Here is a 26,387-nt window from a genome sequence, read left to right as displayed (position 1 = left end):
CCGGTACGGTAGAAACTCCAGTCCAGTGGAGATTCAAGTGCCTTTGCTCGATGAGACGCTCGGGATCGGCGACTTGGCACGGCTGACCGGCGTGCCGGTGCGGACCATTCGCTTCTACTGCGACGAGGGCATCATCAACTCGGTGCGCAGCACGGGCGGGCACCGCAGATTCGACCAGGCGGCCGTGGGACAGCTCGGCCTGGTCAGACGGCTGCGCGGGCTCGGGCTCGGGCTGCCCTCCATCAGGCACGTGCTCGCCGGCGAACGCTCCGTGGCCGAAGTCGTCGCGGCCGAGCGGGCCGCGCTCGACGTGCGGCTCGCGGACCTGGCCTGGCGGCGGGCCTCGCTGCGCGCGGTCGAGGAGGCTGGGCCGGCCGACCGGGCCGCCAGGCTGGAGCTGCTGGCCGCCGTGGCGAGCGGGGATGCCGCCCGCGACGCGCTGATCGACTTCTGGAGACGCACGATGGTCGCCCCGGTTTCTGAGGCGATGCTCACCGCGTTCGTAACCATGGCCGTGCCCGAGCCGCCCATCGACCCGACCCCGCCGCAGGTGGTCGCATTCGCCGAGCTGTTCGCCCTGGCCGGCGACCGGGCACTGACACGCGGCCTGCTGGCCATGGCGCGGGCCAACGCCGAACTGATCGCCGACGAGGACGAGCTGATGAACGGGATCAGCGAGGCGTGCGTGCTGGCCGAGCCCGCGGTGCGGGCGGGCACGCCGCCCCGCGTGGGCCCCGAACTCGACCGGTTCGTCGCGGTCCATGCCTCGGCGCGCGGCGGCAGCGACACCCCGCAGTTCAGAGGCCGGCTGCTGGCCCACGTGGCCGCCGACCGCGTCCCGCGGATGCGCCGCTACTGGCGACTCGTGGCCGAGGCCGGCGGCGACCCGGTGACACTCGGCGTATCCCACCTGTGGCTGACCGACTCCCTCGAACGCTCCGTCAAGTCCCGGCGGTGCTGCTGAGGCGTACCCAGCAGACCGGGGCGGTCCGGGGTGACGTTGGGCCGGAGGAGCTGCGGTCGTTGCTGGTCAGTTGCTCGATGATGGAACAACTCCGGGAGGGTTCCGTGGGAACCCCGGGCCTGTTGTCGGCCCCCGGGGGATGCGACTCCGACCAGGTCCAGCGGAAGCTTCGCAACGAAGTACGCCCGGGGCACGCCCCGATGCGGGTGGACGCCGTTCACCTCGTGGACGTCACCGCGGACGCCCAGGCCAAGACGATCACGTGGGATCGCGTCGCGTCGGCACTGACAACCGCCCATGCCGTCGGGCCCCGTGGTCAGGCCTTGACGATCCTGCTCTCGATGCCGGGGAACCCCTTGTCCCACCAGTGTCCGTAGCGCCGGTAGACGGCTGGATCGCGGTCGGCGAGCAGTGCCGACAGCTTCTCCGCCTCCTCGGTCAATCCTTGCCACGCGGCCTTGCCGAGCGTGCGGAAGGTGGTCAGTTCCAGCCCTCCGTCGACTGCGCGCCATACCCCGGCGACCTGCCCGTCGACGAGCAGGCAGGGCAGCATGTCGCCGTTGCGCCGGACGACCAGCGGCCGGTACTCCTGGGGCATGATCCGCCCGGGGACGGCGTGGGCCAGCAGCGTGCTGTCCCACATCGGCAGCAGCCTCGGCGGCGCCGGGGTGTCCTCGGCGGGCACGGTGGCGCCTGCCACGTCGAACAGGGCGGCGCGGCCCGGACCTGCCACCCTCACCACCTGGTCGCCGAGCTCGTGCAGCGCCTGGGTGATCGATGGGCGCCCCAGCAAGGTGAACCGGGCGAAGTCCTGGGCCGACGCGGGCCCGAACGCCCGCAGATAGGCGAGCAGCAGCCGACGCACACCGGGGCCCGCTTCCTGCGGCTCGGATCCGGGGGCCGCCGGGGCGGCGAGGTAAGCGTTCGGCTGCGCGAACGACCACGGGCCGCCGGTCGGCGCGTGATGCATCGGCGCGTACGTCCGCAGCGCCCACCACACGCGGTGCGCGTGCTCGCCGAACCGCCCCGTGACCTCTTCCTTCACCTCGGCGCCGGTGCGGGGCCGCGCCAGGAACCCGGCAAGCTCGGGGAGCAGCGCGTCGGCCTCGGAGTGGGTCAGCCCGGTCGAGGCGAAGCGGCGGTCGTACAGCCGCGACGCCCGCAGGCTGCTCAGCATGGCGGCGTGGTAGGGCGCGTAGTCCTCGGCGTGGACGGCATGCAGCGTGATCCGCATGAGGGTCGCCTTCACGATCCGGCGGTCCGCGAACGCCGCGTCGAGGTCCTCGGGCACGAAGTCCCGCACGCGGTTCCACAGCGCCAGGTACGGCGACGCCGGTGTCTGCGCCTGCAGAGCGCAGAGCCGGCGGACCGCCTCCGCCACATCGATGCGCCGGCGTTCCAGCAGGAGCTGACGGTCCAAGGTGGCCAGGGCGAGCTGCCGCACGGTGAGGCTCATGGCCGGATTATGCCGCCCCCGGCCCGCCTCATAGGGTCCTGGCATGGGTGTTCTTGGGCGTGCGCGCCTGGTGGCGGGTGGGGTGGCGTTGCTGACCGTGGCGGGTGGGCTGGGGGTCAGGGCCGTGGCGGCGGGGGACGTCGCCAAGTACGCGGGTGACGCGCTCTACACCGTGCTGGTGTACGTCCTCATCGTGCTCGCCGCTCCCCGGGTGCGGCCCCTTGTGGCCTCCTGCGTCGCGCTGGCGTTCAGCTGCGCCGTCGAGCTGCTCCAGCTGACCGGGGTGCCCGCCGAGCTGGCCGCGCGGAGCGTGGTCGCGCGGCTCGTTCTGGGCTCCACGTTCAATGCGCCTGACCTGCTGTGGTACGCGGTCGGTGCAGCCGTCGCGGCGCTCGTGCAGAGGTCGGTGACCGTGCGGCGGGGGGCTCCGGGTGCTCCGCGCGGCGCAGTTGGCGGTCGATCGCCCGGTCCTTGAGGTGCCAGATCAGCGGGGGCAGCGTGAGGAGGACGAACAGGACGATCAGGGCCAGAATGGTGAGGAAGGTGTCCATGTCCCCACTCTGGCCGTTCCGCGTGAAGGAAAGCAGTGGCAGGACTGTCACTGGGCATCGAATTACTGCCACACTGCTTCCATGCTGAAGAACGTGGCCGTCGTCCTGCTCGACGGTGTGCACCCCTTCGAGCTCGGCGTGGTCTGCGAGGTCTTCGGACTCGACCGGAGCGACGAGGGCCTGCCCGTCTACGACTTCGCGGTGGTCTCCGCCGAAGGACCCGTGCTGCGCACCCATGCCGGGTTCACGATCGGCAATCTGCACGGCCTCGACCGGCTGGAGGAGGCCGATCTGATCGCCGTGCCCGCCGGGGACTCGTACGGGAATCGCGCGTACCCGCCGGAGCTGCTGGACGCCCTGCGCCGCGCCGTGGACCGGGGGGCCAGGGTGTTCAGTGTGTGCTCGGGCGTCTTCGTACTCGGCGCCGCCGGGCTGCTGGACGGCCGGCGGTGCGCCGGCCACTGGCGGCACGCTGCGGAGCTGGCCCGCGCCTATCCGCTGGCTCTCGTCGAGCCGGACGTGCTGTACGTGGACGAGGGCCCGGTCATCACCTCGGCGGGTACCTCCGCCGGGATCGACGCCTGCCTCCACCTCCTGAGGAAGGAGCACGGCCCCGAGGTCGCCAACGCGGTCGCCCGGCGCATGGTGATCCCGCCCCATCGCGACGGCGGCCAGGCCCAGTTCATCGAGCGCCCGCTGCCGCGGACCCGCTGTGACACGGTCGGCGACGTCCTCGGGTGGATGGAACGGCATCTGGACCGGGAGATGACCGTCGAGCAGCTGGCCACGCGGGCCCATATGTCCCCGCGCACCTTCGCCCGCCGCTTCCAGCAGGAGACGGGGACCACTCCGTACCGCTGGCTGCTGCGTCAGCGGGTGCTGCTGGCACAGGAGTTGCTGGAGGCGACGGACGAGACGGTGGACAGCGTCGCGGGCCGGGCCGGTTTCGGGAACGCGGCGGGGCTGCGCCATCACTTCCTGCGGACGCTCGGGACGACCCCGAACACGTACCGCCGCGCGTTCCGGGGCCCCTCGCACGCGGCGTGAGGCCCCGGAACCGCGTCGACCGGGTCGGATAACCGGGTCAGGCAGACGCAGTCGGTCGACGGAGCGCGGTCAGATGCCGCAGCTGGGGGCCGACCAGAAACGGCTCGGGCGGTGGTCCACGTGGGCGTGGTCGTTGTGGTCCGGGTAGCCCGGGCCGAGGATCCCGTTGAAGCCGTGGTTACGGGCCTGCTGGGCCAGGGTGCACAGGGAGTGCGGTCCTGATCCGAGGTCGGCGGCGTCACCGTACAGATGACGGCTGCTCGACGCTCCGCCGACCGCACTGTTGCAGGCCTGCGAGCGGAAGCCGCTGGTCACCCGGAGCGGCTGGTCGCCCAGCGCGTGCCGGAGCGCTTCCAGCTTCCACATCGTGCGCAGGGCGTTGGACTTGGCGGTGGCCGCGTCCACCGCTCCGCCCGCCCAGGTGGTGTTGCAGGTGTTCAGCTCGGCGTAGCTGAAGTGGATCGGCGTGCAGTCGTCGTCCTGGAGGGAGTAGAGCTTGTTGAAGGTGGCAGGCCCCGCGACCCCGTCGGCCGCCAGTCCGTACGCGGACTGGAAGCGCTGGACGGCGGCGGCGGTCGCCGGGCCGAAGGCACCGTCGATCGCGATGACGCCACCGTTGCCCGGGTAGCCGGCCACCCGGATCTGGAGCTGGGTGACATCGGCGCCCGAGGCGCCGGAGGAGAGGGTGCGGGACCAGGTGTAACAGCCGTCGGCGTGCGCCGTGCCGGCCGTGACGAGCGTCCCGGCCCATGCGAAAGACATGGCCATGACAAAGCTGAGGACAAGTCTCGTGGTACGTCGGAGCATCGGATCTCCCTATGGAGGCGAACGTGTAGGGCCGAGACTGGCGTAAGGGTCGACGCGCGTCAACCGGTCCGCGACAAGGGGCAATTGGTCCCTGCCGGCACACCGGCAGGGACCACCTCACACGCTGGTACGGCTCAGCCCGTCCGGCGACGGGGCGGCGGCGCCCCCCGATCGCCGGACGGTCTCAGGGGCGAGGCCGCCACTCGATCGCCGCCCCCCGATCGCCGGCCGGTCTCAGTCGTTCGGGACGATCTCGTAGCGCGGGGTGTTCTCCTCCATCTGCCGCAGCGCGTCCTTGCGGTCGCGCTTCGAGAGACGGTCGATGTACAGGTATCCGTACAGATGGTCCGTCTCGTGCTGGAGGCAGCGGGCGAAGTACCCCGTACCGCGCACCGTGACGGGGTTGCCCTTGGCGTCCTGACCGCGCACCACCGCGTAGTCGGGGCGCGGCAGCGAGGCGTACGCCGTCGGCACGGACAGGCAGCCCTCGCCGGAGTCGTCGAGATGACGCTCCCCCGGCGGCAGTTCGTCCAGCACCGGGTTGCAGATGGCGCCGACGTGCCGCACACCGTCGTCGTCCGGGCAGTCGTAGACGAAGACCTTGAGGTCCACACCGATCTGGTTGGCGGCCAGCCCCACGCCCTCGGCCGTGTGCTGGCTGGCGAACATGTCGTCGATCAGCGCGGCGAGCGTGTCGTCGAACTCCGTGACATCCCGGCATTCCTTGTGGAGGACGGGGTTCCCGACGACGGTGATCGGGCGGGACGTGCCACGCTCGCGGTGCGCCAGCTCGCGCGCCTCGGCGTCCTCCGTGTCCACGAGGAACCCGTCCCCCGGCTCCGCCACGGCGGCCCCACTGTCGATCCGCTGGTCCGTCTCCTGCTGCGCCATGTCCGCAGTACGCCTTCCTCGGTTCCCGATGCTGCCTGCACGATGTGCCCGTACAGCCTAAGGGCAGCGGTCAGCGCCGCTCAGCAGACTTCTTCGAGATCGCGCCACTCACGGGTGTCCGGGCTGTCGGCGACCCAGCCGTCGAGCAGGCCGCGGACCAGTCCCGGCGGCGCCGCGATGCCGCATTCGCGCTCCGGCGCCCACAGTTCACCGGCCGTGCGGTGGCCCAGTGGTCCTGGATGGCCCGGCTCGCTGTGGTCGTGCGGGTCGAGATGCTCGCCGTCGCCCTCGGCGGTGGGCATCCGGCTCTCCGAGCAGGCCCGGCAGAGCAGCCGTACGGAGGACGACCAGTCCTCGGCGGCGAATCCGGCGTCGGCGGCCAGCCGCTCCAGGGCGTCCCTGTCGTCCTCGGTCGCCGCCTCCAGCAGCACCACCCAGGTGGGCACGGGCGAGGGGGCCCACAGCTCGATCTCGTCGAACACGGGATATGCCCTGATGGCACCGTCCGGGCTCGCGGCGGTCGTGCGCTCGCCGTTCGGTACGCCGTCGTGCAGCACGACCTCGCCCCAGCGCCGCCCGGACGAGGGCAGCGGGATCGACAGCACCTCGATCCTGGCCGGGTCGAGCCTGCGGCCCCAGACGACCTCGGCCTCGCCCTCGGGCGAGAGCCGGACCGCGGCGCTGCCCAGCTCCATGCCCTCCGGCTCACCGTTGGCCTCGACGCTGTGCGGATTGCCCGGCACCTTCAGGCCGTACGCCTGCCAGGCGCGGCGGGCCAGCGGCCAGTCCTGGAGCGCGGTGGCGGCGATTCCGACGTTCCACCAGTCGGGAGCGCCGGTCTCCTTGTCCAGCAGCGCGACGGCGCGCAGGCCGGCGGCGCGCGCCTGCTCCCAGTCGTGCCGGAACTTGTGCAGCAGCGCCAGATTGAACCAGGACTCCGAGAGCCAGGGCTCCAGGTCCGCCGCGCGCGTCAGCAGCGCGCCCGCGTCCTCGTACCGGCCGTCACCGATCAGCGTGAACGCGCGGTCGGTGGCCTGCCGCCACGAGGCGGAGGGCCGATGCCGTACCTTCCCGAAGATCCTCACGATTCCCGCCTGCCGGTCGCTCGGGTCAGTGCCCCCGGACACCCTCTTCTTCGACACCCTCTTCTTCGCATCCAACCATGCCGGGTCGGACGCCCGCTCATTACCCATGGGTTACCCGGCCTCACCAGCGGCCGGACCGCCCCGGGACAGCACCCGTGCCAGGGATTCCACCACCTCAGGCTGGTAGTCGTGCCCGGTCCCCAGCCGCAGTCGCTCCAGCGCGCTGAGCGGGCCACTCGCACTGGCACTTTCCCCGGTCAGATCGTCGTACGCATTGACGGCGCGGACAATCCGGGCGGACAGCGGCTGCTCGCGGTACGGATCCGCCTGCCGTTCCACCACCACCGCGACGGCGGCGGGCACCCCGGTCTGGCGGACCACGGCGCCGCCGAGCAGGGCGATGCGCCGCTGGTCGGCGACCGGCAGCAGGGCGGTGGCGCCCTCGGGCACCGGGTCGACGAGGGACAGCTGTCCGATGTCGTGCATCAAGGCGGCGTACTCCAGAACGGTCAGTTCGGGGCCGGAAAGCCCCAGCTCACGGCCTACGGCCCGGCTGAGTTCCGCGACCCTGCGGGCGTGTCCGTGGGGGGTGTACCCGGCGATCTCGGTGGCACGCGCGAGCGAGGCGATCGTCTGCCGGTAGGTCGTCCGCACCGCGGCGTACCGCCGGAAGGACAGCTGGGTCAGCAGCAGCGGTACGCAGAAGACCGGCAGCGCCCACAGTCCCGCGACGGCGACCCCGAGCGCGATGACAGCGCCGGTGGCGCACACGGCGGAGCCGATGTGCAGCAGGGCCCGCAGCTCGTCGCGGAGCAGGGGGCCGAAGGGATGGCGGGTGCGGGCGCGCAGCATCAGCGCGGCCAGGACGGCGTCGCAGAGCGCGGTGAGCACCAGCAGCAGGATCAGCAGGATCGCGTAGAAAGGACCCTCGACGAACCGGTCCCGCAGCTCGCCCGCGTTGTAGAGCGGCTGGAAACAGACGGCCGCGAAGCCGACGCTGAGGACCCGCCTCGCCAGGTGGTCGAGCGCGGGCCGGCACCTCCTGGCGACATGCGGTACGGCTCCGGCGAGCGCGGCCGCGAAGGCGACGGCGACGGTCTGGAGCACGCCGTGGGTGGTCGGCCGCCCGGCGTGCTCCCCGAGCAGGGCGTACGCGAGCGCTCCGGCGGCCCCGAGCGGCGCGGGTTCGCGCTCCCCGGGCAGTGCGCCCCAGCGGGCCAGCTCGCCGATCGCGATGACCACCCCGAAGGCGAGCGCGATACGGGGTTCGGCGAGGCCGTGCCACAGCGACCAGCCGAGACCGGCGGCGGCCAGCAGCCCGGCGGCGGCGTACACCCCGACGACGGTGCGGGACACCGGGTGGCGCCGGCCGGGCACCACCGGGGCCGCGGCCGCCGTCATCGCTGACCGCCCTCGGGGGTGCGGCGGCCGGCCGGGGGCCGCGCGGGCGGGACCTTTCCGGGCGGGACGTTTCCGGGCGGGACGTTTCCGCTCGGGGGCGGGGACGGCGGTGTCCTGGTCTCCTCGTCCGCCGTGACCGCCGTCTGCCAGCCGTGCCGGTCCAGGGCCCGCACCAGCGCCCGCACCATCTCCGGGTCGAACTGCGTCCCGGCGCACCGCTCCAGCTCCGCCACCGCCGTGGGCACCGGCCGCCCCCGCCGGTACGACCGGGTCGAGGTCATCGCGTCGAAGGCGTCGGCCACGGCCACCACCCGGGCGAACTCGGGGATCTGGCGCCCGGCGAGACCGTAGGGATAACCGCTGCCGTCCAGCCGCTCGTGGTGGTGCAGGATGGCCCCCCGCGCCTCCCCCAGAAACCCGATGCCGCGCACCATCTCGTGCCCGTACTCGGGATGCAGCTCGATCACCCGGCGCTCCTCGGGCGTCAGCGGGCCGTCCTTGCGCAGCACCCGGGTGGGGACGCCGAGTTTGCCGACGTCGTGCAGGATCCCGGCGAAGCGGAGCACCTCGATCCGCTCCCGCTCCATCCCCATCTCGTGGGCGATCAGCACGGAAGCGCGCCCCACCCGCTCGCTGTGGCCCCGGGTGTACGTGTCCTTGATGTCGACGGCCTGGACGAGCGCCCTGATGGTGGCCTGGTGGGCGGCGCGCTCACGGTGGTACTGGGCGAAGACCCAGCTGGAGATGTACATGGGCAGCAGGACGAAGAGCGCCGCGAGCGGCCCGTACGGACTGCGCCAGAGGACCGCCATCATCAGCCCGGCGAGCCCGTACGCGCCGTGCGGGGCGAGCGAGCGCGACAGCAGCCCGTGCCAGGCGGTGCGCAGCGGCAGCCGCTCGGCGGTGGCGAGGATGCCGCCGTCGAGCGCGGACAGCACCAGGCAGAAGGCGAGGGCCGCGGCGCCCGCGGGCAGCAGGACGTACGGGAAGTCGGGCGTCGTGAGCCCGTACCCGCCGCCGCCGAGCGCCACGGGCCCGCCGAAGACCACCTGCGCCCGCGCAGCCGCCCAGGTGGCGACGGTGAGCTGCGCGGTGCGCCAGATCCGCCGCGCGCTCTTCGGGCGCTGCTCGACCCGGCCGAGGAGGGCGCCCGGTACGGCGGCCAGCGCGGCCGCGGCGGGCGGCAGCAGCAGGGCCGCGGCGAGCAGGACGGGAAGGAACGATCCGGCGCCGACCGGCGAGGAACCGGCCGCCGATCGCCGCGGCACGGGGCAGCGGGCGGCCATCTCGCAGAACGCGTACAGCGCCGCCAGGAGGACGACGGCCCGCCAGGGGGTCTCGGGGCGCAGCGCCGGCCGGACACAGGCGGCGGCGCAGAGCGCGACGACCAGGATGTACACGCGCGCCGCACCCGGTATGGCCCTCACCCGTCCCCGCCCCTCCTCGGCCCGGCCCAAACAAGAGCGTCAGGCTAGCGAGTTGGGCGGCCGAGGGCGTCCGGACGGAACCGATTAGCACCTTCGGGTGACAGTGCCGCTTTCCGCGCCGGCGGGGGCCGGGCGGGATCCCGGCGGGAACATTTCCGCGCCGGCACGGAGACATACGCGGAGACATACGTGGGGCGTGCCACGCGATGCGCGGCACGCCCTCGACAGCGGTTCGATCTTACGTTCGACCGCGTGTTCGACCCCGTGAACGAGGCCCTACTCCTTGGCGACGCCCGGCAGATCCGCGCCCGCCGTCGACACCTCGTGGTCGGGGACGGTCTGTCCCGACCTGATCAGGTCGATCCGGCCCATGACCTTGGCCCGCAGGTCGCTCGGTACGTCGTCCTGCCCGCAGCACCGCTTGACCAGCTTCTTCACGGCCTGCTCAAGGCCGTACTTCTCCAGGCAGGGGGAGCACTCCTCGAAGTGCACCTCGAACTTGGTGCAGTCGCTGTCGGGCATCTCATGGTCGAGGAACTCGTAGAGGTGGTCGAGAACCTCGGCGCAATCCGTCTCATGCGGCTCTCCGCAGCTCATGAGTCCGAACCTTTCCGATCGTCCGACTCTCCGACACCCGCCGGGACGAGCCCGCGGTCACGGGCGTAGTCCTCCAGCATGCCGCGCAACTGGCGGCGGCCACGGTGGAGTCGCGACATCACCGTACCGATGGGTGTTCCCATGATGTCCGCGATCTCCTTGTACGCAAAGCCCTCGACATCGGCGAGATACACGGCGATGCGGAACTCCTCGGGGATCGCCTGCAGCGCGGACTTCACATCGGAGTCCGGGAGATGGTCGAGCGCCTGCGACTCGGCCGAGCGCAGACCGGTCGACATGTGCGACTCGGCGCGCGCCAGCTGCCAGTCCTCGATCTCCTCGGCGGCACTGCGCTGAGGTTCACGCTGCTTCTTGCGGTACGAGTTGATGAACGTATTGGTGAGGATGCGGTACATCCAGGCCTTGAGGTTGGTGCCCTCACGGAACTGGTGGAAGGAGGCATACGCCTTGGCATAGGTCTCCTGCACGAGGTCCTCGGCGTCGGCCGGATTGCGCGTCATGCGCAGCGCGGCCGAGTACATCTGGTCGAGGTAGCCCAGCGCGTCCCGCTCGAAGCGGGCATTGCGCTCGGCAGTGGTCTCTTCGATGTGGCCGTCGTCGGTCGCTCCGTCGGTCCCAGTGACCGGACCCACCTCCTCCAACGCTGTGGCGAGTCCGAATGCGGACCCACTCGAATCGGAGAATAGTCGACCTTGTGGTGTCGCGGCCTGTCGGTTCAGCTGCGCCGAGGCCTGCGGGTCCGTATCGCCGGCCGCCCGAACGGAAGCGGTCTTCGCCGCGGAAAGCACCGTCCACTCCAGGTCAGTGGCGTCTGAGCGGCGCGGGCAGATGGTCGAACCCATACGACGGACTCCCTCTCCAAGCTCTGGTCTACCGATGTTCGTCACAACAGTGACCCCGCACTCGGCATTCCCTTCAGCCCCTGTCGGCTCTGTCCAGCGCGTCGAGCCAGGTCAGCACACCTTCGGTGAGCAGAGTCAGGGCCTCGTCCTGGGAGAGGGGCGCCCTTTTCGGTACGGCGAAACCATGATCGCCGTACGGCACCTCCAGGAGTTCGTACGCGCCCCCGGGGTACTCGGCGGGCTTTCCGAAGGGATCGTTTCCGCCCTGGACGACCAGGGTGGGCACCCCGGATTCCAGCAGCTCCGCGGCCCGGGACTTCTCCGGCTTGCCCGGCGGGTGCAGCGGGAAGCTCAGCGCCAGTACGGCGTATGCGCCCAGCTCGCGCGCCGTGCGGCAGGCCACGCGCGCCCCGGCGCTGCGGCCTCCGGCGACGACCGGCTGTCCTGGCCGCTCCAGCGCGGGCCACAGCGCCCGCCAGCCGGTGTCGAGGGTCTTGGGCGCGGGCGCCAGTCTCTTGCCCGCCACCCGCCAGGGCTGCTCCACCAGGGCGACGGTGATCCCATGCGCGGGCAGCGCCGTGGCGAGGGCCTGGAGGTCGCGGGCCTCGATCCCGCCGCCCGCGCCATGGCTGAGGGCAAGGACGAGCCGCGGGCGCTGCGCGGAGTGCCAGGTGATGCGGGCATCTCCGGCAGGTGTCCCGACGGTCTCCTGCTCCGGCATGCTCGCCGCCTCGCTGTTCGTTGTCCTGCTTGTCACAAGGGCATCCTGCCGCGCGGGATGCCCGGCGGCGGGGAGCGCGCCCCGCCGCGTCTTCAGAAGAGCGTGCTCTCCTCGGGAGCGGCCAGCTCCTCCAGCAGCTCGGGACCGTTGTTGCGGACGTTGCTCACCGCCGTCGTGACCGGATACGCCCGCATCAGCCCGGCCGGCGGCGCGGTCAGCAGCTCACGCAGCTCCTCGGGGTCCGTACGGGCCGGGTCCAGCCAGGCGTCCCAGCGGTCGGGGGTGAGCATCAGCGGCATCCGCGGATGGATCTCGGCGAGCGATCCGGGGCCCTCGGCCGGGGCCACCGCCAGGGGCGTCTTCTCCGCCTCGGTGGTGATCACCGAACAGGTCACCCACCAGGCCCCCGGGTGGTCGTCCGGCAGGGTCCGGTCGCGCCAGAACTCGTACAGTCCGGCCAGGGCCATGACCGAGCCGTCGGCCGGCAGGACGAAGTAGGGCTGCTTGCGGGGCCGCTTCTTCTTCCCCTGCTCCTCCAACTGCCGCTCGTCGGACCCGGTGACCCACTCGTAATAGCCGTCGGCGGGCACGATGCAGCGCCGCGAGACGAAGGGCCTGCGGAACGACGGCTTCTCGTGCACGGTCTCGGCCCGAGCGTTGATCATCCGCGCCCCGCCCTCGGGCGTCTTCGCCCAGGACGGCACGAGTCCCCACTTCAGCTTGCGCAGCTGACGAACCGGAGTGGGCTCCGCCGCGTCTTTCACAGGACGCTCCAGAACCGCGTAGACCTCCTTCGTCGGGGCCACGTTCCAGTCGGGGGCGAGGGTTTCCTCGGGCTCCCACTTCTCCACGCCGAAGAGACCCTGGAGATCTTCGGGCCGCCGGCTCGCCGCATACCTACCGCACATGAGTGCCAGACTGCCACGACGCACCCGCACCTGAGGAGCCGCCCGAGAAATGGCCATCATCGACACCGCCCCGATAGGCGATCTGTGGGATCGCGTCTTCGGCACCCAGCCCGCCCCGGACGACTGGCTGGTGGTCGTGACGGCGGTCGTCGCGCTCGCCGCCGTCGTACCGCATCCGCTCTGGCGGCTCTCCCGCAATACGATCACCATCGCGCACGAGGGCGGCCACGGACTGATAGCCCTGGTCACAGGGCGCCGGCTGGACGGGATCCGGCTCCACTCGGACACCTCGGGCCTGACCGTCAGCCGCGGCAAGCCGACCGGGCTCGGCATGATCCTCACCGCGGCCGCGGGCTACACCGCCCCGCCGCTGCTCGGCCTCGGTGGCGCCTGGCTGCTCTCGGCGCACCACATCACCCTGCTGCTCTGGCTGGCGACGGCGCTGCTGCTCGCGATGCTGGTGATGATCCGCAACGCGTACGGCGCGCTCACCGTGATCGTCACCGGCGCCGCCTTCCTCCTCATCTCCTGGCTGACCGGTCCGGCCGTCCAGTCGGCGTTCGCGTACACCGCCGTCTGGTTTCTGCTGCTCGGGGGCGTACGCCCGGCGTTCGAGCTACAGGCCAAGCGCCGGCACGGCGGCGCCGGGGACTCGGACGCGGACCAGCTCGGGCGGCTGACGCACGCTCCGCCGGTGATGTGGCTCTTCCTCTTCCACGCCGTCTCACTCTGCTCGCTGATCGGCGGCGGACGCTGGATGCTCGGCCTCTAGTAACGGGCGGGGCGCCGCGCTCGCGCGCGGATCCCGCGCAGGTCCCGCGCAGGTCCGTTGACGCGTTAGCACCCTCAGATTACGCCCCGGTTTCTCCGTATTTGATCAGGATCCCGGTCCGTCAAGAACCACTAAAGTAAGGGCCATGACCGAAAGCTCCGTGCAGCCCGCCCTCTGGCCCGCCCCCTACGCAAACGGGGCCGTCGAAGCGACGGTCACCGTGCCCGGATCCAAATCGGTCACCAATCGCGGTCTGGTCCTCGCCGCGCTGGCCGCGGAGCCCGGCTGGCTGCGCCGCCCGCTGCGCTCCCGCGACACCCTGCTGATGGCCGAGGCGCTGCGGGCCATGGGCGTCGGCATCGAGGAGACCGTGTCCTCCAGCTCCGCGGCGGCGGGCGCCCCGGCCGCCACCGGCGAGGCATGGCGGGTGATCCCCTCCGGTCTGCACGGCCCGGCCACCGCCGATATCGGCAACGCCGGCACGGTGATGCGCTTCCTGCCGCCCGTCGCGACGCTCGCCGACGGTCCCATCCGCTTCGACGGCGACCCCCGCTCCTACGAGCGCCCGCTGAACGGTGTCATCACCGCCCTGCGCGCCCTCGGCGCCCGGATCGACGACGACAACCGCGGCTCGCTCCCGCTCACCGTGCACGGCGGTGGCGCGCTGGACGGCGGCGCGGTGGAGATCGACGCCTCCGCGTCCTCCCAGTTCGTCTCCGCGCTGCTGCTCTCGGGAGCGCGGTTCAACCAGGGTGTGGAGGTACGGCATGTGGGCTCCGCCCTTCCGTCGCTGCCGCACATCCGGATGACCGTCGACATGCTGCGCGCCGTCGGCGCCCAGGTCGACGAGCCCGAGACCGGCGGGGAGCCGAATGTCTGGCGGGTCTCCCCCAGCGCGCTGCTCGGCCGCGATCTGACCGTCGAGCCCGATCTCTCCAACGCGCAGCCGTTCCTCGCCGCCGCCCTGGTCACCGGCGGCCGGGTGACGATCCCCGACTGGCCCGAGCGGACCACTCAGCCGGGTGACGCGCTGCGGGAGATCTTCACCGAGATGGGTGGCTCCTGCGAGTTCGGGATGACGGCGGAGGGCAGCAGCCTCACCTTCACCGGCACCGGCCGGATCCACGGCATCGACATCGATCTGAGCGAGGTCGGGGAGCTGACGCCCGGTATCGCGGCGGTGGCCGCCCTCGCCGACTCGCCCTCCACGCTGCGTGGCGTCGCCCATCTGCGGCTCCATGAGACGGACCGCCTCGCCGCGCTCACCAAGGAGATCAACGAGCTCGGCGGCGATGTCACCGAGACCGCGGACGGTCTGCACATCCGCCCGCGTCCGCTGCACGGCGGCGTGTTCCATACGTACGACGACCACCGCATGGCGACGGCGGGCTCGATCATCGGTCTCGCCGTCAAGGGGGTGGAGATCGAGAACGTCGGGACGACCGCCAAGACGCTGCCCGATTTCCCGCGGATGTGGGCCGACATGCTCGCGGGAGCGGGAGCCTGACGCGATGCGCCGCTACGGCAAGAACCCCGACGAGGACGACATCCGCTCCCGCCCCAATCCCAAGGGCAACCGGCCGCGTACGAATATCCGGCCCAAGCACGAGGACGCGTCGGAGGGGATGGTCCTGACCGTCGACCGCGGCCGGCTCACCTGCCTCGTCGACGACCGTGTCGTGCTGGCGATGAAGGCCCGCGAGCTGGGCCGCAAGGCCGCCGTGGTGGGTGATCAGGTCGGCCTGGTCGGTGATCTGTCGGGCAAGAAGGACACGCTGGCGCGCATCGTACGGATCGAGAAGCGCCGGTCCGTGCTGCGCAGGACGGCCGACGACGACGATCCGTACGAGCGGGTGATCGTCGCCAACGCCGACCAGCTCGCGATAGTCACCGCGCTCGCCGATCCGGAGCCGCGGCCCCGGCTGATCGACCGCTGTCTGGTCGCGGCGTTCGACGCGGGGCTCGAACCGCTGCTGGTGCTGACGAAGTCGGACCTGGCCTCGGCGGACGAGCTGCTGGAGACCTACCGGACCCTCGGCATCCGCTATGTCGTCACCCGGCGTGACGAGCTGGCCAGCGGATATGCGGCGGACCTGGTACGCGAATATCTCGAAGGGCGGGTCACCGCCTTCGTCGGCCACTCGGGCGTCGGCAAGACGACACTGGTCAACGCCCTGGTGCCGGACGACCGCCGGCGTATCACCGGCCTGGTCAACGCGGTCACGGGCCGCGGCCGGCACACCACCACCTCGGCGCTGGCCCTGCCGCTGGAGAAGGCCGAGGGCTGGGTGATCGACACCCCCGGTATCCGCTCCTTCGGGCTGCACCACGTCGATCCGTCCCGGGTGATCCTCGCCTTCCCCGATCTGGTGCCGGGGACGGAGGGCTGCCCCCGGGCGTGCAGCCACGACGAACCGGACTGCGCGCTCGACGCCTGGGTGGCCGAGGGACACGCCGACCCTGCCCGGCTCTACTCACTTCGGCGACTTCTCGCCACGCGGGAGCGACGCGAAGGGGACTGAGGCGCGGGCGTTTGCGGGCCACCGCCGCTGGTAAGTGCATAATCGCACCGAGCGGGACCGGCGAGACCAAGCGGTCGGCCCAGCAGTCACTGACGCGGGAGGGCCTTCACCATGGCGTGGCTGCTGGTTGTGGTCGCCGGAATCCTGGAGACGGGCTTCGCGGTCTGTCTCAAGCTCTCCCACGGATTCACCCGGCTGTGGCCGACGATCGCGTTCGCGAGCTTCGCGCTCGGCAGCTTCGGTCTGCTGACGCTCGCCCTGAAGAAGCTCGACGTCGGTCCCGCGTACGCGGTGTGGACGGGCATCGGCGCGGCCGGCACCGCGATCTACGGAATGGTCTTTCTCGGCGATGTGGTGTCCACGCTCAAACTGATCTCCATCACGCTGGTGATCGTCGGAGTCATCGGCCTCCAGCTCTCGGGCTCGGCGCACTGAGCGGCGCGTTGACCGATGCCGTGACGGCCGTACGGACCAGCGGTCCGACGGACGCTCCGGCCGGCGCGATCAGATGGGCGAGCGCGAGCCGGATGGCCAGCTCACAGCGGTAGAGCAGCTCGGCACGGCTGTGAGCTGCGCTTCCCTGGCCTGCGCTTACCTGGCCTGCGCTGCCCTGACGTCCGCTGCCCTGACCGGCGCGGCTGTGACCGGGAAGGCGGTGATCCGTACGGCCCCGATCCAGCGCCGCCGCCGATCTGTCCCGTACCAGCGCGACCAGCTCGGCCGCCGCGAGCGGTCCGGCGTCGGCCCGGCGCTGCGCCGGGACACCGGACGGCGCGGCCGAGGCCCGCACGGGTCTCGGCGCCGGAAGCCACTCCCCCCAGCAGCCGGTGAGCAGCGCCCGCAGCAGAGGCCGGGCGCGCGCCTCACGGACGGTCCGCTCGGCGACGGCCACCAGCCGGTCCGCGGGGTCGGCCCACTCGGCGAGCAGTCGCTCCACGCCGTGCAGATAGACATCGGCCTCGCGTCGCACCAGCGCGCGAGCGAGTCCGTCCTTGCTGCCGAATTCGTTGTAGAGGGTCTGCCGGGACACCCCGGCGGCCGACGCCACGTCGACCATCCTGACGGCGGACCAGGGCAGGTCGGTGAGCGCCGAGAGAGCGGCGTCGAGCAGGGCTTCACGCGCTGTAGGCATCGTCGCCTCCGGGGCCGTTCGGCTCTCCACTCAGAGTTGACGCGCTGTCGCGGACTGTCAAGGCTACCGGCAACTTCCCGCCGGAGCGGACCCCGTGGCCCGTCCCCCTGGGCTGTGGATACTGTGACGACCATGTCCGACTACCACGATGATCTCCGTCTCGCCCATGTCCTCGCGGACGCCGCCGACGCCGCGACGATGGACCGGTTCAAGGCTCTGGACCTCAAGGTCGAGACCAAACCGGACATGACTCCGGTGAGCGAAGCCGACAAGGCGGCCGAGGAGCTGATCCGTGGCAACCTCCAGCGGGCGCGGCCACGCGACGCGATCCTGGGCGAGGAGTACGGCATCGAGGGCACAGGCCCGCGCCGCTGGGTGATCGACCCCATCGACGGCACCAAGAACTATGTCCGCGGAGTGCCCGTATGGGCGACGCTGATCTCGCTCATGGTGGCCGCCGAGGGCGGTTACGAGCCGGTGGTCGGCGTGGTGTCCGCGCCCGCGCTGGGCCGTCGCTGGTGGGCGGCGAAGGGCGGGGGCGCCTATACGGGCCGCAGCCTGTCCTCGGCGACCCGGCTGCGGGTCTCGGACGTCTCGCGCATCGGGGACGCGTCGTTCGCGTACTCCTCACTGAGCGGCTGGGAGGAGCAGGGGCGGCTGGACGGCTTCCTCGATCTGAGCAGGGCCTGCTGGCGCACCCGGGGCTATGGCGACTTCTGGCCGTACATGATGGTCGCCGAGGGCTCGGTCGACATCTGCGCGGAGCCCGAGCTCTCGCTGTGGGACATGGCGGCGACCGCGATCGTCGTACAGGAGGCGGGGGGCACCTTCACAGGGCTCGACGGGCGCCGGGGGCCGCACAGCGGCAATGCGGCGGCGTCGAACGGCGTGCTCCACGAGGAGCTGCTCGGCTATCTGAACCAGCGCTACTGACCGCTACCGACCTCTACTGACCGGTCGGGTCACCGCCGGGCCCCGGGCAGGGGCGTTTGGGGCACCGGTGCAGCGTTTGTCGGTTTTTTGCGCGCCCCCTGCCCAGCCTCTACCGCCCCCTTGTTGACCGGGCGCAAGGGTGTCACTCTGAGAGTCCCCCCACTTGTGAACTTGTGAATCGTTTCTCCAAGGTCTCCCTCCGGCCCTCAGGGGCCGTCAGGAGTCATCGGGGGTCTTCAGGAGACGGTTCACCGAGGAGGTGGCTCCATCCCATGCTCGTCCGTGACGCGATGAGCTCGGTGGTCCTGACCATCGGGCCCACGCATACGCTCCGCCAGGCGGCCCGTCTGATGGCGGCACGCCGCGTCGGCGCCGCTGTCGTCCTCGACACCGACCGCTGCGGCATCGGCATTCTCACCGAGCGGGACATCCTCAACTCGCTCGGTGCGGGCCAGAGTCCCGACTCCGAGACCGCCTGCACCCACACCACGACCGACGTCGTCTTCGCCGCGCCAGCGTGGACACTCGAGGAGGCCGCCTCGGCCATGTCCCACGGCGGATTCCGCCATCTGATCGTCCTCGACGAGCGCGAGCCGGTCGGCATCGTCTCCGTACGCGACATCATCCGCTGCTGGGCCCCGGACCGGCGCGAGGCGGCGGTGCTGGCCGGCTGAGGCAGCCCGGCCCTCGCCGCTCCGGCAGCCCGGTCGGCCCGCGCCGGCTCCCGTACGGCGACGGCGGAAGGGGCCGGATCCCCGAAGGACCCGGCCCCTTCCGTCTCGGCGAGCCTGTCAGCCGCGCAGGGCCTGGACCGCGGTCTCCAGTCGCTTGCCGAAGTCACCGTCCGCCTGACGGAAGTTGTTCACCGCGCGCTCGGCGATGTCGTCGCGCGACACCTTCGAGATGAACTGCGCGAGGTTCTCGATCAGGCGGCCCTTCTCGTCCTCGGACAGCATCCGGTACAGGTTGCCCGCCTGCACGAAGTCGTTGTCCTCGGCGTGGCTCGGGGCCTCGTGGTTACCGGTGGCACCGCTGACCGGAACCGACTGCCACAGCGGCTTGTCCGTCTGGAACGGGCCGCCGAAGCTGTTCGGCTCGTAGTTCTTGGTGCCCTTGTGACGGCCGTCGTACAGGTAGCCGTCCCGGCTGTTGGTGCGCGCCTCGGTGGCGTGCGGACGGTTCACCGGCAGGTGGTCGGCGTTGATGCCGACGCGGTAGCGGTGGGCGTCGCCGTACGCGAAGAGACGGCCCTGCAGCATCTTGTCCGGGGAGGGACCGATGCCCGGCACGAAGTGGGCCGGCGAGAAGATGGACTGCTCAACCTCCGCGAAGATGTTCTCCGGGTTGCGGTTGAGCTCCAGCTTGCCGATCTCGATCGGCGGGTAGTCCTCGTGCGGCCAGACCTTGGTCAGGTCGAACGGGTTGAAGCGGTACGTGGCCGCCTCGCTCGCCGGCATGATCTGCACCTGCACGGTCCAGGACGGGAAGTCACCGCGCTCGATGGCCTCGCGCAGGTCACGCTGGTGCGAGTCCGGGTCGACACCGGAGAGGCGGTTGGCGTCGTCGGTGGTGAGGTTCTTGATGCCCTGGTCGGTCTTGAAGTGGTACTTGACCCAGAAGACCTCGCCGGCCTCGTTGTTCCACTGGAACGTGTGCGAGCCGTACCCGTTCATGTGACGCAGCGTCGCCGGGATGCCACGGTCACCGAACAGCCAGGTCACCTGGTGCGTGGACTCGGGCGACAGACCCCAGAAGTCCCAGACGTTGTCCGCCTCCTGCGAGCCGGTGTACGGGTCGCGCTTCTGGGTGTGGATGAAGTCCGGGAACTTGATGGCGTCCTTGATGAAGAACACCGGGGTGTTGTTGCCGACGAGGTCGTAGTTGCCCTCTTCGGTGTAGAACTTCAGCGCGAAGCCACGGGGGTCACGGACCGCGTCCGCCGAGCCCAGGTTGCCCGCGACGGTGGAGAACCGCAGGAACGTCTCGGTCTGCTTGCCGACCTCGGAGAGGAACTTCGCCCGCGTCCACTGCGAGACGTCGCGGGTCAGCGTGAACGTGCCGTACGCGCCGGCGCCGCGGGCGTGGACGATGCGCTCCGGAATGCGCTCGCGGTTGAAGTGAGCGAGCTTCTCCAGCAATGCCTGGTCCTGGACCAGAACGGGACCACCGGCGCCCGCGGTCTCGCTGTTCTGGTTGTCGGCCACCGGTGCCCCGGCCTCCGTGGTGAGCGGTCCCTGCGTCACGCGCGCCTCCTGCGTCATGTACTGGACGTCCTGTCCTCTTGGCGTTTGCCGATCTCGATCCTACGATGGACTTTGTCTAAGTCAAGCAAACATCCAAAGTCACACTCGTTCGGGACCTGAGTCCCCTCACTGTTAGGCTGGTCCCTATGAGTGACCTGTTGGAACGACTTCGCGGACGCGGCTGGCGCATGACTGCCCAGCGGCGTGTTGTGGCCGAGGTCCTCGACGGGGACCACGTACACCTGACAGCCGACGAGGTGCACGCGCGCGCCGTCGCCAGACTTCCGGAGATCTCCCGGGCGACCGTCTACAACACCCTGGGTGAGATGGTCACGCTCGGTGAGGTCATCGAGGTGTCGACGGACCGCCGCGCCAAGCGCTACGACCCGAACGCGCACCGGCCGCACCAGCACCTGGTCTGCGCCCAGTGCGGCGCCATCCGGGACGTCCATCCCACCGGCGATCCGCTGTCCGACCTGCCGGACGGCGAGCGCTTCGGCTTCACGGTCTCGGACGTCGAGGTGACCTACCGCGGCACCTGCCCGAACTGCGCCGCCGCCTGAGCCGGCACGACCGGCGCGATCCGCACCGCATGACGATGGGGCGGCTCTACACACAACACCGGAGGCCCGGATCTCTTTCGAGATCCGGGCCTCCGGGTCAGTAGCGGGGACAGGATTTGAACCTGCGACCTCTGGGTTATGAGCCCAGCGAGCTACCGAGCTGCTCCACCCCGCGTCGTTGAACGCAACATTACGTCACGCCGCCGACCAGCGCAAATTCATATACGGGGCGCTCTCAGGGGCCCTTCAGAGGTCACGCCGTGAGCTCCTGATGGAGCGCGTCACGCAGCCGTGCCGCACGCTCGGCCACCTCGGCGGGCCCCAGCTCGACGGCGCGCGCGCACCAGCGCTCCCCCTCGCTCAGCTCACCCCGGCGGGCGGCGAGCAGCGCCAGGCGCAGCGCGGCCCTGCCGTGTCCGTCGTGCGCGGCCCGGGTCCACCACAGTGCGGCCTCCCGCTCGCCGCCCTCGCGCGCGAGCAGCAGTCCCAGGTTGAAGGCGCCGTTGCGGCTGCCCGCCTCCGCCGCCTCCCGGTACCAGCGGGCGGCGTCGGTGATGTCCCCGCGCGCGGCGGCCAGCATCCCGACCCGCACCTGGGCGCGGCGGTGCCCCTGCTCGGCGGCGCGCTCGTACCACTGCTCGCACTCGCTCTTCACGATGTGCGGCTCCCCGAGCACGGGCGGCCCGGGCGGCGGCTGACGCGAGTCGAGCAGGGTGGCCAGCCGGAAGGCCGCCTCGGCGCTACCACCGCCGGCGGCGCAGCGCAGATGGCGCTCGGCCGACTGGTCGTCGCCGTCCCGCAGGCAGGCGATGCCCACCTGGAGGGCCGCCTCCGTGTGTCCCGCCGCGGCGGCGCGCTCGTACCAGCGCAGGGCCGTACGGTCCTCGTCGCGTCCGGCGTGCAGGATGCCCAGGTTGAACGCCGCGTCCACGCTGCCCGCCTCCGCGGCCTTGGAGAACCAGGGCTCGGCGCCGGTGGAGTCGTCGGCCTGCAGCAGCAGGACCGCGAGCGCGTTGGCGGCCTCGCGATGGCCCGCGTAGGCGGCGTGGCGGTACCACTGCTCGGCCTGGGCCGTACGGTCCTGGGCGGCGCAGAGCAGCCCGAGGTTGTACGCGCCGTTGACATCGCCCGCGTCCATGGCGGCGCGGTACCAGCGCTCGGCGCTCTGCTGCTCGCCACGGGCGGCATGGAGCGCGCCGAGGGCGTTCGCGGCGTTGCCGTCGCCGTCCTGCGCGGCGCGCAGCCACCAGATGGCGGCGCTCTCCTCGTCGCCGGCGTCGCGCAGCAGGAAGCCGAGGGCGCAGGCGGCCCTGGCCTCGCCGTCCTTGGCGGAGCTCAGATACCAGCGGCCCGCTTCCTTGAGCTCACCGCGCTTCTCCAGGATCGCGCCGAGGTGCAGCGCGGCCCGGCGGTGGCCACGCGCGGCGGCCTGCCGGTACCACTGCGCGGCCTCACCGATCAGCGAGGAGCCGGTGGGAGCGGCGCTGTCGGCCGAGGCCGCCGGCCGGCGCGCGTCCGCCCGGCGGGCGCCCGGGGCAGGCGGGCCCGTACCGCTGTTGTAGACCATGTCGGCGCCGGAGCGGGACGTCTCGCGGGCCCGGCGCTCCAGCGTGCGGGCGAGCCGGTACGCCGCCTCACGGTGGCCCTGCTCGGCCGCGGCGCGCAGCCAGCGCTCGGCCCCGACGTCGCTGCGGTGCTCCAGCAGGTCGGCGAGGGCATAGGCGCCGAGCGCGTGTCCCTGCTCGGCGGACTGGCGCAGCCAGTACTCGGCGCCCGGCTCGTCGCCCAGCTCGCGGTGGTGGCGGCCCAGCGCGTGGGCGGCGGCCGCGGACCCGGCGACGGCGGCGATACGCCACCAGCCCGCCGCCTCGTCCGGGTAGCCGCGCTGGTGGAGGAGGACACCCAGGTTGTTGGCGGCGGCGCGCTCACCCTCGGCGGTCGCGGCACGCAGATAGGGCTCGGCGGCGTCGAGGTCGCCGCGGCGCAGTAGCAGGGCGCCGAGCACGCTCATCGAAGCGGTGTCGCCGGCGTCGGCGGCGCGCCGGTGGCGCGCCTCGGCCTCGGCGTCGGCGGTCTCCTCCGTGTCGACGGCGCGCAGCGCACCCGTCGCACTCATGGACTCCGCGATGCCATCCGACTGCCGTTGCACAAACCGCCCTGTCTCCAACAGAGTTGCCTTATCCCCCATAAAACCCCATCGTCGCACCACCTGCCACCCACGTACAGCTGGTATATCGCACCGTGGTAGCTTCAGCGTTTTGTCGACATGCCCACAGAGAGACAAGCCAAACACACTCGGGGTCAACTCACCCGGCCTGAAACACAGTTCGTACAGAACACAGCGCAAAGGCCCGGATCCAGAAGGATCCGGGCCTTTGACTTCGCGTAGCGGGGACAGGATTTGAACCTGCGACCTCTGGGTTATGAGCCCAGCGAGCTACCGAGCTGCTCCACCCCGCGTCGTTGTGTCCCAACCGTACCACGACGCGGGGTGATGCCTGCTCAGCTGCTGTCGCCGCCGCCGTTCCCGTCGGCCGCCCCGGAGCCGGAGTCCGCCTCCGCGGCTCGCTGGAGGGCGTCCTGAAGGGCCTGCTGGGCCTTCCCGTACGCCGTCCAGTCCTGCTTCTGCAGCGCCGCCTCACCGTCGTCGTACGCCTTCTGGGCGTCCGCGATGGCCTGCTTGAGCGCCTTGTCGCCGGTGGCGGGCGGCTTCGTGGTGTCACCCGGCGGTGGCTGGGTCGTCGGTGGCGGCTCGGCGCTCTCCGCCCCGAACACCGCGTTCAGCGCCTCGCCCAGGGTGTCCTTGAACACCGGCTTGCCGCCGTACGAGACGGCCACCTTCTTCAGCAGCGGATAGTTCGCGCTGCCGCCTCGCGCGTACACCGGCTCGATGTACAGGAAGCCCCCGTCGACCGGCACCGTGAGCAGGTTGCCGTACTCGATGTCCGAGTCGGTGCCTCTCAGGTTCCTGACGAACTCGGCGACCTCCGGCACACCGTTCAGCTCGCTCTGCACCTGCTGCGGACCCTGCACGGTGGAGGTCACTCTCAGGACCCTGATCGTGCCGTAGTCCGTGCTGTTGGCGTCGGCGTCCACCGCCATGAACGCACCCAGGTTGGGGCGCCCGTTGGGCGTGAAGGTCGTCGTCAGGGAGAATCGCTGATCCGTCTGGCCCGGCATCCTGAGGCTCAGGTAGTACGGCGGGACCGCACTGCTGTCCTTGTTGGTCGGGTCGTCCGGCACCTGCCACGCGTCACTGCCGCTGTAGAACTGCGCGGGGTCCGTGACGTGGTAGCGGGTGAGCAGCTCGCGCTGCACCTTGAACATGTCCTGCGGGTAGCGCAGATGGGCCAGCAGCTCGGGCTTGATGTCGCCCTTCGCCTTCACCGTGTCGGGGAAGGCCTTCATCCAGGTCTTGAGCACCGGGTCCTTGGTGTCCCACTGGTACAGCTCGACCGTGCCGTCATAGGCGTCGACGGTGGCCTTCACCGAGTTCCGGATGTAGTTGACCTGGTTCTGCTGCGCGACGACCGCGCGCTGATTGTCGGTCAGCGAGTCGGCCGTGGTGTCGCCCAGGGTCGTACGGGACGCGTAGGGATAGCCGTTCGTCGTGGTGTACGCGTCGATGATCCACTGGATGCGGCCGTCGACCACGGCGGGATAGGCGTCGCCGTCGATGGTCAGCCAGGGCGCGACCGCCTCGACGCGCTCCTTGGGCGTGCGGTTGTAGAGAATCCGCGAACCGTCGCCGATGGCGCCGGAGTAGAGCATCTGGGGCTCGCTGAAGGCCACGGCGTACGCGGCGCGGTTCACCGGGTTGGAGAGGTCGACACCGCTCTTGCCCCGGTAACTCGTCGTCTCCTCGCCGTTCTTCTCGTAGTCGAGCTCCTTCTGCGGCCCGCCCACGATCGAGTACTGCTCGGTCTTCTCCCCGTAGTAGATCCGCTGCTCGTACTTGCCGAGCTGTCCGGTCGTCGGCAGACCGGACTCGGTGAAGTCGGGAGCGCCGATGGTGCCGTCGTTCTCGTCCGTCACCGTGTTCGTGCCCTTGGACGCGATCACGCCGTACCCATGGGTGTACGTGAAGTGGTCGTTGATCCAGTTGCGCTTGGGGATACCGGTGATGTTCAGCTCGCGCAGACCGACCACCGTGTCCTGCGGCTTGCCGTCGGGGCCGGTGTACCGGTCGACGTCCAGCGTGGCGGGGAACTGGTAGTACTTGCGCTCCTGCTGGAGCTGCTGGAACGCGGGCGAGACCACATTGGGGTCGACCAGCCGGTAACTGGCGGCGGAGTCCGCCGCCTTGCGCTGCTCGGCCTTCTTGTCCGGGTCGCCCTTGCCCTTGTAGTCCTGCACATCGGCGTCATCGATGCCGTACGCCTCGCGCGTGGCATTGATGTTCTTCTTGATGTACGGCGCTTCCTTGGCCTGCTCGTTCGGCTGGACCTGGAACTTCTGCACGATCGCCGGGTAGAGACCGCCGATGAGGATCGCCGACAGCACCATCAGGCCGAAGCCGATCACCGGCAGCTGCCACGTGCGGCGCCAGAGCGTCGCGAAGAACAGCACGGCGCAGATGACGGCGATGCAGAAGAGGATCGTCTTCGCCGGGAGGTAGGCGTTGGCGTCGACGTACCGCAGTCCGGTCCAGTTGCCCGCCGCCTTGAAGTCACTCGACTTCACGGCCAGGCCGTACCGGTCGAGCCAGTAGGCCACGGCCTTGAGCGAGACGAAGACACCGATCAGCACCGAGAGGTGGCCGGTGGCCGCGCCCGTCGCCCGCGCGCCCGGGCTGGTGACGCGCAGCCCGCCGTACAGGTAGTGGGTCAGCGCGGCGGCGATCAGCGAGAGCACGGCGGCCGCGAAGCCGAAGGCCAGCAGGAAGCGGTACCAGGGCAGATCGAACGCGTAGAACGACACGTCCATCTTGAACTGGGGGTCCTTCTGGCCGAAGGCCACCCCGTTCACCCACATCAGCCAGGTGCGCCACTGGCCGGCGGCGGAGGCTCCGGCGATCAGCCCGACCAGGGCGGTGATCCCGAGGAGCACCCACTTCTTGTAGGGCGCGATCCCCATCCGGTACCGGTCGAGGTTCTGCTGCTCCATCGACATCGCGCTCAGCGGCGGCCGCAGCCGATGCGCCAGCCAGATGTTCACCCCGACCGCGGTGGCCATCAGCAGCCCGAAGACCGCGAACAGTCCGACCTTGGTCCACAGGGTGGTGGTGAATACCGATGAGTACTTCACCGAGCGGTACCAGAGCCAGTCGGTCCAGAACCCGGCGAACATGACGAACAGCATGGCCAGCACGGCCAGCACGCCCAACGTCATGAGCAGGGTCCGGACGCGCCGAGACGGGCGGCCCACTCTGATCCGTGGCCCGGTCGGGCCTCCGCCGCGGTCCGGCATCTGGAAAGCCAACGTGCGCACCTCGAAGTTCGCGGTCGTGTGTTTCAGCCTGTATAAAGCGGCCCCGCGATCGTAGGGCCCACTGATGCAACTTA

Annotated in this window: 25 protein-coding genes and 2 tRNA genes; 11 read left to right on the top strand and 16 right to left on the bottom strand. The window is 70.9% G+C overall.

Translation table 11 applies throughout. The annotated features are described in order from the left end of the window. Nucleotides 1-37: 37 nt before the first annotated feature. A complete protein-coding gene (locus ACFVWW_RS13790) occupies nt 38-964 on the top strand; it encodes a MerR family transcriptional regulator (protein WP_386878372.1) in 927 nt (308 codons plus the stop codon). Then, on the top strand, nt 913-1,341 hold the full coding sequence (locus ACFVWW_RS13785) for a hypothetical protein (protein ID WP_389679605.1): 429 nt from the start codon (nt 913-915) through the stop codon (nt 1,339-1,341). Before ACFVWW_RS13790 ends, ACFVWW_RS13785 begins: the two co-directional genes overlap by 52 nt. Here ACFVWW_RS13785 and ACFVWW_RS13780 read toward each other — a convergent pair. Continuing rightward, nucleotides 1,281-2,420, bottom strand: a complete 1,140-nt coding sequence (locus tag ACFVWW_RS13780) for a winged helix DNA-binding domain-containing protein (protein WP_384184019.1) — start codon at nt 2,418-2,420, stop codon at nt 1,281-1,283. The genes ACFVWW_RS13785 and ACFVWW_RS13780 overlap by 61 nt on opposite strands. A 43-nt stretch (nt 2,421-2,463) precedes the next feature. Between ACFVWW_RS13780 and ACFVWW_RS13775 the strand changes: the two genes are divergently transcribed. Next, on the top strand, nt 2,464-2,895 hold the full coding sequence (locus ACFVWW_RS13775; RefSeq protein ID WP_386878373.1) for a DUF2809 domain-containing protein: 432 nt from the start codon (nt 2,464-2,466) through the stop codon (nt 2,893-2,895). Between the two features lie 157 nt (nt 2,896-3,052). After that, nucleotides 3,053-4,018 (top strand): GlxA family transcriptional regulator, encoded by a 966-nt coding sequence (locus tag ACFVWW_RS13770; protein ID WP_384336386.1) that lies wholly within the window; start codon nt 3,053-3,055, stop codon nt 4,016-4,018. Nucleotides 4,019-4,087: 69 nt separating this feature from the next. Here ACFVWW_RS13770 and ACFVWW_RS13765 read toward each other — a convergent pair whose 3' ends face one another. From ACFVWW_RS13765 to ACFVWW_RS13725, 9 genes are all read right to left on the bottom strand, one after another. Continuing rightward, nucleotides 4,088-4,825: a D-Ala-D-Ala carboxypeptidase family metallohydrolase gene (locus ACFVWW_RS13765; RefSeq protein ID WP_384184012.1), complete on the bottom strand. Its 738-nt coding sequence runs from the start codon at nt 4,823-4,825 to the stop codon at nt 4,088-4,090. A gap of 234 nt (nt 4,826-5,059) precedes the next feature. Beyond that, the gene (gene def, locus ACFVWW_RS13760; protein WP_384184009.1) at nt 5,060-5,716 is read right to left on the bottom strand and encodes a peptide deformylase; all 657 of its coding nucleotides are present in this window, start codon (nt 5,714-5,716) and stop codon (nt 5,060-5,062) included. Between the two features lie 80 nt (nt 5,717-5,796). Further along, nucleotides 5,797-6,801, bottom strand: a complete 1,005-nt coding sequence (locus ACFVWW_RS13755; protein ID WP_384184006.1) for a tetratricopeptide repeat protein — start codon at nt 6,799-6,801, stop codon at nt 5,797-5,799. 111 nt (nt 6,802-6,912) lie between these two features. Beyond that, a complete protein-coding gene (locus tag ACFVWW_RS13750; protein ID WP_386878374.1) occupies nt 6,913-8,202 on the bottom strand; it encodes an HD-GYP domain-containing protein in 1,290 nt (429 codons plus the stop codon). Next, nucleotides 8,199-9,629 (bottom strand): HD-GYP domain-containing protein, encoded by a 1,431-nt coding sequence (locus ACFVWW_RS13745; RefSeq protein WP_386878375.1) that lies wholly within the window; start codon nt 9,627-9,629, stop codon nt 8,199-8,201. Before ACFVWW_RS13745 ends, ACFVWW_RS13750 begins: the two co-directional genes overlap by 4 nt. Before the next feature lie 276 nt (nt 9,630-9,905). Then, complete coding sequence (rsrA, locus tag ACFVWW_RS13740; protein ID WP_384183999.1) at nt 9,906-10,226, bottom strand: mycothiol system anti-sigma-R factor; 321 nt, start codon at nt 10,224-10,226, stop codon at nt 9,906-9,908. Then, on the bottom strand, nt 10,223-10,879 hold the full coding sequence (locus ACFVWW_RS13735; protein ID WP_384183996.1) for a sigma-70 family RNA polymerase sigma factor: 657 nt from the start codon (nt 10,877-10,879) through the stop codon (nt 10,223-10,225). Before ACFVWW_RS13735 ends, rsrA begins: the two co-directional genes overlap by 4 nt. Before the next feature lie 283 nt (nt 10,880-11,162). After that, nucleotides 11,163-11,810: an alpha/beta family hydrolase gene (locus ACFVWW_RS13730; RefSeq protein ID WP_386878495.1), complete on the bottom strand. Its 648-nt coding sequence runs from the start codon at nt 11,808-11,810 to the stop codon at nt 11,163-11,165. A 92-nt stretch (nt 11,811-11,902) separates the two neighbouring features. Beyond that, nucleotides 11,903-12,718, bottom strand: a complete 816-nt coding sequence (locus ACFVWW_RS13725) for an SOS response-associated peptidase (protein WP_384183993.1) — start codon at nt 12,716-12,718, stop codon at nt 11,903-11,905. A 49-nt stretch (nt 12,719-12,767) separates the two neighbouring features. Between ACFVWW_RS13725 and ACFVWW_RS13720 the strand changes: the two genes are divergently transcribed. The 4 genes from ACFVWW_RS13720 to ACFVWW_RS13705 all read left to right on the top strand — a co-directional run bounded on the left by ACFVWW_RS13720 (nt 12,768) and on the right by ACFVWW_RS13705 (nt 16,447). Beyond that, nucleotides 12,768-13,490: a M50 family metallopeptidase gene (locus ACFVWW_RS13720; RefSeq protein ID WP_384183991.1), complete on the top strand. Its 723-nt coding sequence runs from the start codon at nt 12,768-12,770 to the stop codon at nt 13,488-13,490. Nucleotides 13,491-13,635: 145 nt separating this feature from the next. Continuing rightward, nucleotides 13,636-14,997: a 3-phosphoshikimate 1-carboxyvinyltransferase gene (aroA, locus tag ACFVWW_RS13715; protein WP_384183989.1), complete on the top strand. Its 1,362-nt coding sequence runs from the start codon at nt 13,636-13,638 to the stop codon at nt 14,995-14,997. Between the two features lie 4 nt (nt 14,998-15,001). Next, nucleotides 15,002-16,012 (top strand): ribosome small subunit-dependent GTPase A, encoded by a 1,011-nt coding sequence (rsgA, locus tag ACFVWW_RS13710; protein WP_384336393.1) that lies wholly within the window; start codon nt 15,002-15,004, stop codon nt 16,010-16,012. A 111-nt stretch (nt 16,013-16,123) separates the two neighbouring features. Beyond that, complete coding sequence (locus ACFVWW_RS13705) at nt 16,124-16,447, top strand: DMT family transporter (RefSeq protein ID WP_383914664.1); 324 nt, start codon at nt 16,124-16,126, stop codon at nt 16,445-16,447. On the opposite strand, the gene ACFVWW_RS13700 is transcribed toward ACFVWW_RS13705, so the two are convergent. Continuing rightward, entirely contained in the window at nt 16,413-17,144 is a 732-nt protein-coding gene (locus ACFVWW_RS13700) for a TetR/AcrR family transcriptional regulator (RefSeq protein WP_386878376.1), read from the bottom strand. The two genes, ACFVWW_RS13705 and ACFVWW_RS13700, sit on opposite strands and share 35 nt — an antisense overlap. A gap of 132 nt (nt 17,145-17,276) precedes the next feature. Between ACFVWW_RS13700 and hisN the strand changes: the two genes are divergently transcribed. Both hisN and ACFVWW_RS13690 read left to right on the top strand, forming a co-directional pair. Next, nucleotides 17,277-18,077 (top strand): histidinol-phosphatase, encoded by an 801-nt coding sequence (gene hisN / locus ACFVWW_RS13695; protein WP_384183982.1) that lies wholly within the window; start codon nt 17,277-17,279, stop codon nt 18,075-18,077. Nucleotides 18,078-18,349: 272 nt separating this feature from the next. Continuing rightward, a complete protein-coding gene (locus ACFVWW_RS13690) occupies nt 18,350-18,751 on the top strand; it encodes a cyclic nucleotide-binding/CBS domain-containing protein (RefSeq protein WP_384183979.1) in 402 nt (133 codons plus the stop codon). A 117-nt stretch (nt 18,752-18,868) separates the two neighbouring features. Here ACFVWW_RS13690 and ACFVWW_RS13685 read toward each other — a convergent pair whose 3' ends face one another. Then, nucleotides 18,869-20,320 carry a catalase gene (locus ACFVWW_RS13685; protein ID WP_384183977.1) on the bottom strand — a complete coding sequence of 484 codons (1,452 nt, stop codon included), beginning with the start codon at nt 20,318-20,320 and terminating at the stop codon, nt 18,869-18,871. Between the two features lie 146 nt (nt 20,321-20,466). On the opposite strand from ACFVWW_RS13685, the gene ACFVWW_RS13680 reads away from it, so the two are divergent. Then, nucleotides 20,467-20,883 carry a Fur family transcriptional regulator gene (locus ACFVWW_RS13680; protein WP_384183974.1) on the top strand — a complete coding sequence of 139 codons (417 nt, stop codon included), beginning with the start codon at nt 20,467-20,469 and terminating at the stop codon, nt 20,881-20,883. A 101-nt stretch (nt 20,884-20,984) separates the two neighbouring features. Here ACFVWW_RS13680 and ACFVWW_RS13675 read toward each other — a convergent pair. The 4 genes from ACFVWW_RS13675 to ACFVWW_RS13660 all read right to left on the bottom strand — a co-directional run bounded on the left by ACFVWW_RS13675 (nt 20,985) and on the right by ACFVWW_RS13660 (nt 26,292). Next, nucleotides 20,985-21,058, bottom strand: a tRNA-Met gene (locus ACFVWW_RS13675). A gap of 78 nt (nt 21,059-21,136) precedes the next feature. After that, a complete protein-coding gene (locus ACFVWW_RS13670; protein WP_386878377.1) occupies nt 21,137-23,071 on the bottom strand; it encodes a tetratricopeptide repeat protein in 1,935 nt (644 codons plus the stop codon). Between the two features lie 198 nt (nt 23,072-23,269). Continuing rightward, nucleotides 23,270-23,343: transfer RNA gene (locus tag ACFVWW_RS13665), tRNA-Met, on the bottom strand. 42 nt (nt 23,344-23,385) lie between these two features. Next, on the bottom strand, nt 23,386-26,292 hold the full coding sequence (locus ACFVWW_RS13660) for a UPF0182 family protein (RefSeq protein WP_384184219.1): 2,907 nt from the start codon (nt 26,290-26,292) through the stop codon (nt 23,386-23,388). Nucleotides 26,293-26,387: the final 95 nt, after the last annotated feature.

The organism is Streptomyces sp. NPDC058198 (genome assembly GCF_042882605.1).
GTDB lineage: Bacteria > Actinomycetota > Actinomycetes > Streptomycetales > Streptomycetaceae > Streptomyces.
This window is presented reverse-complemented; position numbering and strand designations above follow the sequence as displayed.

Excerpts from the sequence above, each read along its gene's own strand:
- ACFVWW_RS13780 (WP_384184019.1), bottom strand. The coding sequence starts at position 2,420 with ATGAGCCTCACCGTGCGGCAGCTCGCCCTGGCCACCTTGGACCGTCAG.
- ACFVWW_RS13775 (WP_386878373.1), top strand. The coding sequence starts at position 2,464 with ATGGGTGTTCTTGGGCGTGCGCGCCTGGTGGCGGGTGGGGTGGCGTTG.
- ACFVWW_RS13770 (WP_384336386.1), top strand. The coding sequence starts at position 3,053 with ATGCTGAAGAACGTGGCCGTCGTCCTGCTCGACGGTGTGCACCCCTTC.
- ACFVWW_RS13765 (WP_384184012.1), bottom strand. The coding sequence starts at position 4,825 with ATGCTCCGACGTACCACGAGACTTGTCCTCAGCTTTGTCATGGCCATG.
- def (WP_384184009.1), bottom strand. The coding sequence starts at position 5,716 with ATGGCGCAGCAGGAGACGGACCAGCGGATCGACAGTGGGGCCGCCGTG.
- ACFVWW_RS13750 (WP_386878374.1), bottom strand. The coding sequence starts at position 8,202 with ATGACGGCGGCCGCGGCCCCGGTGGTGCCCGGCCGGCGCCACCCGGTG.
- rsrA (WP_384183999.1), bottom strand. The coding sequence starts at position 10,226 with ATGAGCTGCGGAGAGCCGCATGAGACGGATTGCGCCGAGGTTCTCGAC.
- ACFVWW_RS13730 (WP_386878495.1), bottom strand. The coding sequence starts at position 11,810 with ATGCCGGAGCAGGAGACCGTCGGGACACCTGCCGGAGATGCCCGCATC.
- ACFVWW_RS13725 (WP_384183993.1), bottom strand. The coding sequence starts at position 12,718 with ATGTGCGGTAGGTATGCGGCGAGCCGGCGGCCCGAAGATCTCCAGGGT.
- ACFVWW_RS13720 (WP_384183991.1), top strand. The coding sequence starts at position 12,768 with ATGGCCATCATCGACACCGCCCCGATAGGCGATCTGTGGGATCGCGTC.
- aroA (WP_384183989.1), top strand. The coding sequence starts at position 13,636 with ATGACCGAAAGCTCCGTGCAGCCCGCCCTCTGGCCCGCCCCCTACGCA.
- rsgA (WP_384336393.1), top strand. The coding sequence starts at position 15,002 with ATGCGCCGCTACGGCAAGAACCCCGACGAGGACGACATCCGCTCCCGC.
- ACFVWW_RS13705 (WP_383914664.1), top strand. The coding sequence starts at position 16,124 with ATGGCGTGGCTGCTGGTTGTGGTCGCCGGAATCCTGGAGACGGGCTTC.
- ACFVWW_RS13700 (WP_386878376.1), bottom strand. The coding sequence starts at position 17,144 with ATGCCTACAGCGCGTGAAGCCCTGCTCGACGCCGCTCTCTCGGCGCTC.
- hisN (WP_384183982.1), top strand. The coding sequence starts at position 17,277 with ATGTCCGACTACCACGATGATCTCCGTCTCGCCCATGTCCTCGCGGAC.
- ACFVWW_RS13690 (WP_384183979.1), top strand. The coding sequence starts at position 18,350 with ATGCTCGTCCGTGACGCGATGAGCTCGGTGGTCCTGACCATCGGGCCC.
- ACFVWW_RS13680 (WP_384183974.1), top strand. The coding sequence starts at position 20,467 with ATGAGTGACCTGTTGGAACGACTTCGCGGACGCGGCTGGCGCATGACT.
- ACFVWW_RS13670 (WP_386878377.1), bottom strand. The coding sequence starts at position 23,071 with ATGGGGGATAAGGCAACTCTGTTGGAGACAGGGCGGTTTGTGCAACGG.
- ACFVWW_RS13660 (WP_384184219.1), bottom strand. The coding sequence starts at position 26,292 with ATGCCGGACCGCGGCGGAGGCCCGACCGGGCCACGGATCAGAGTGGGC.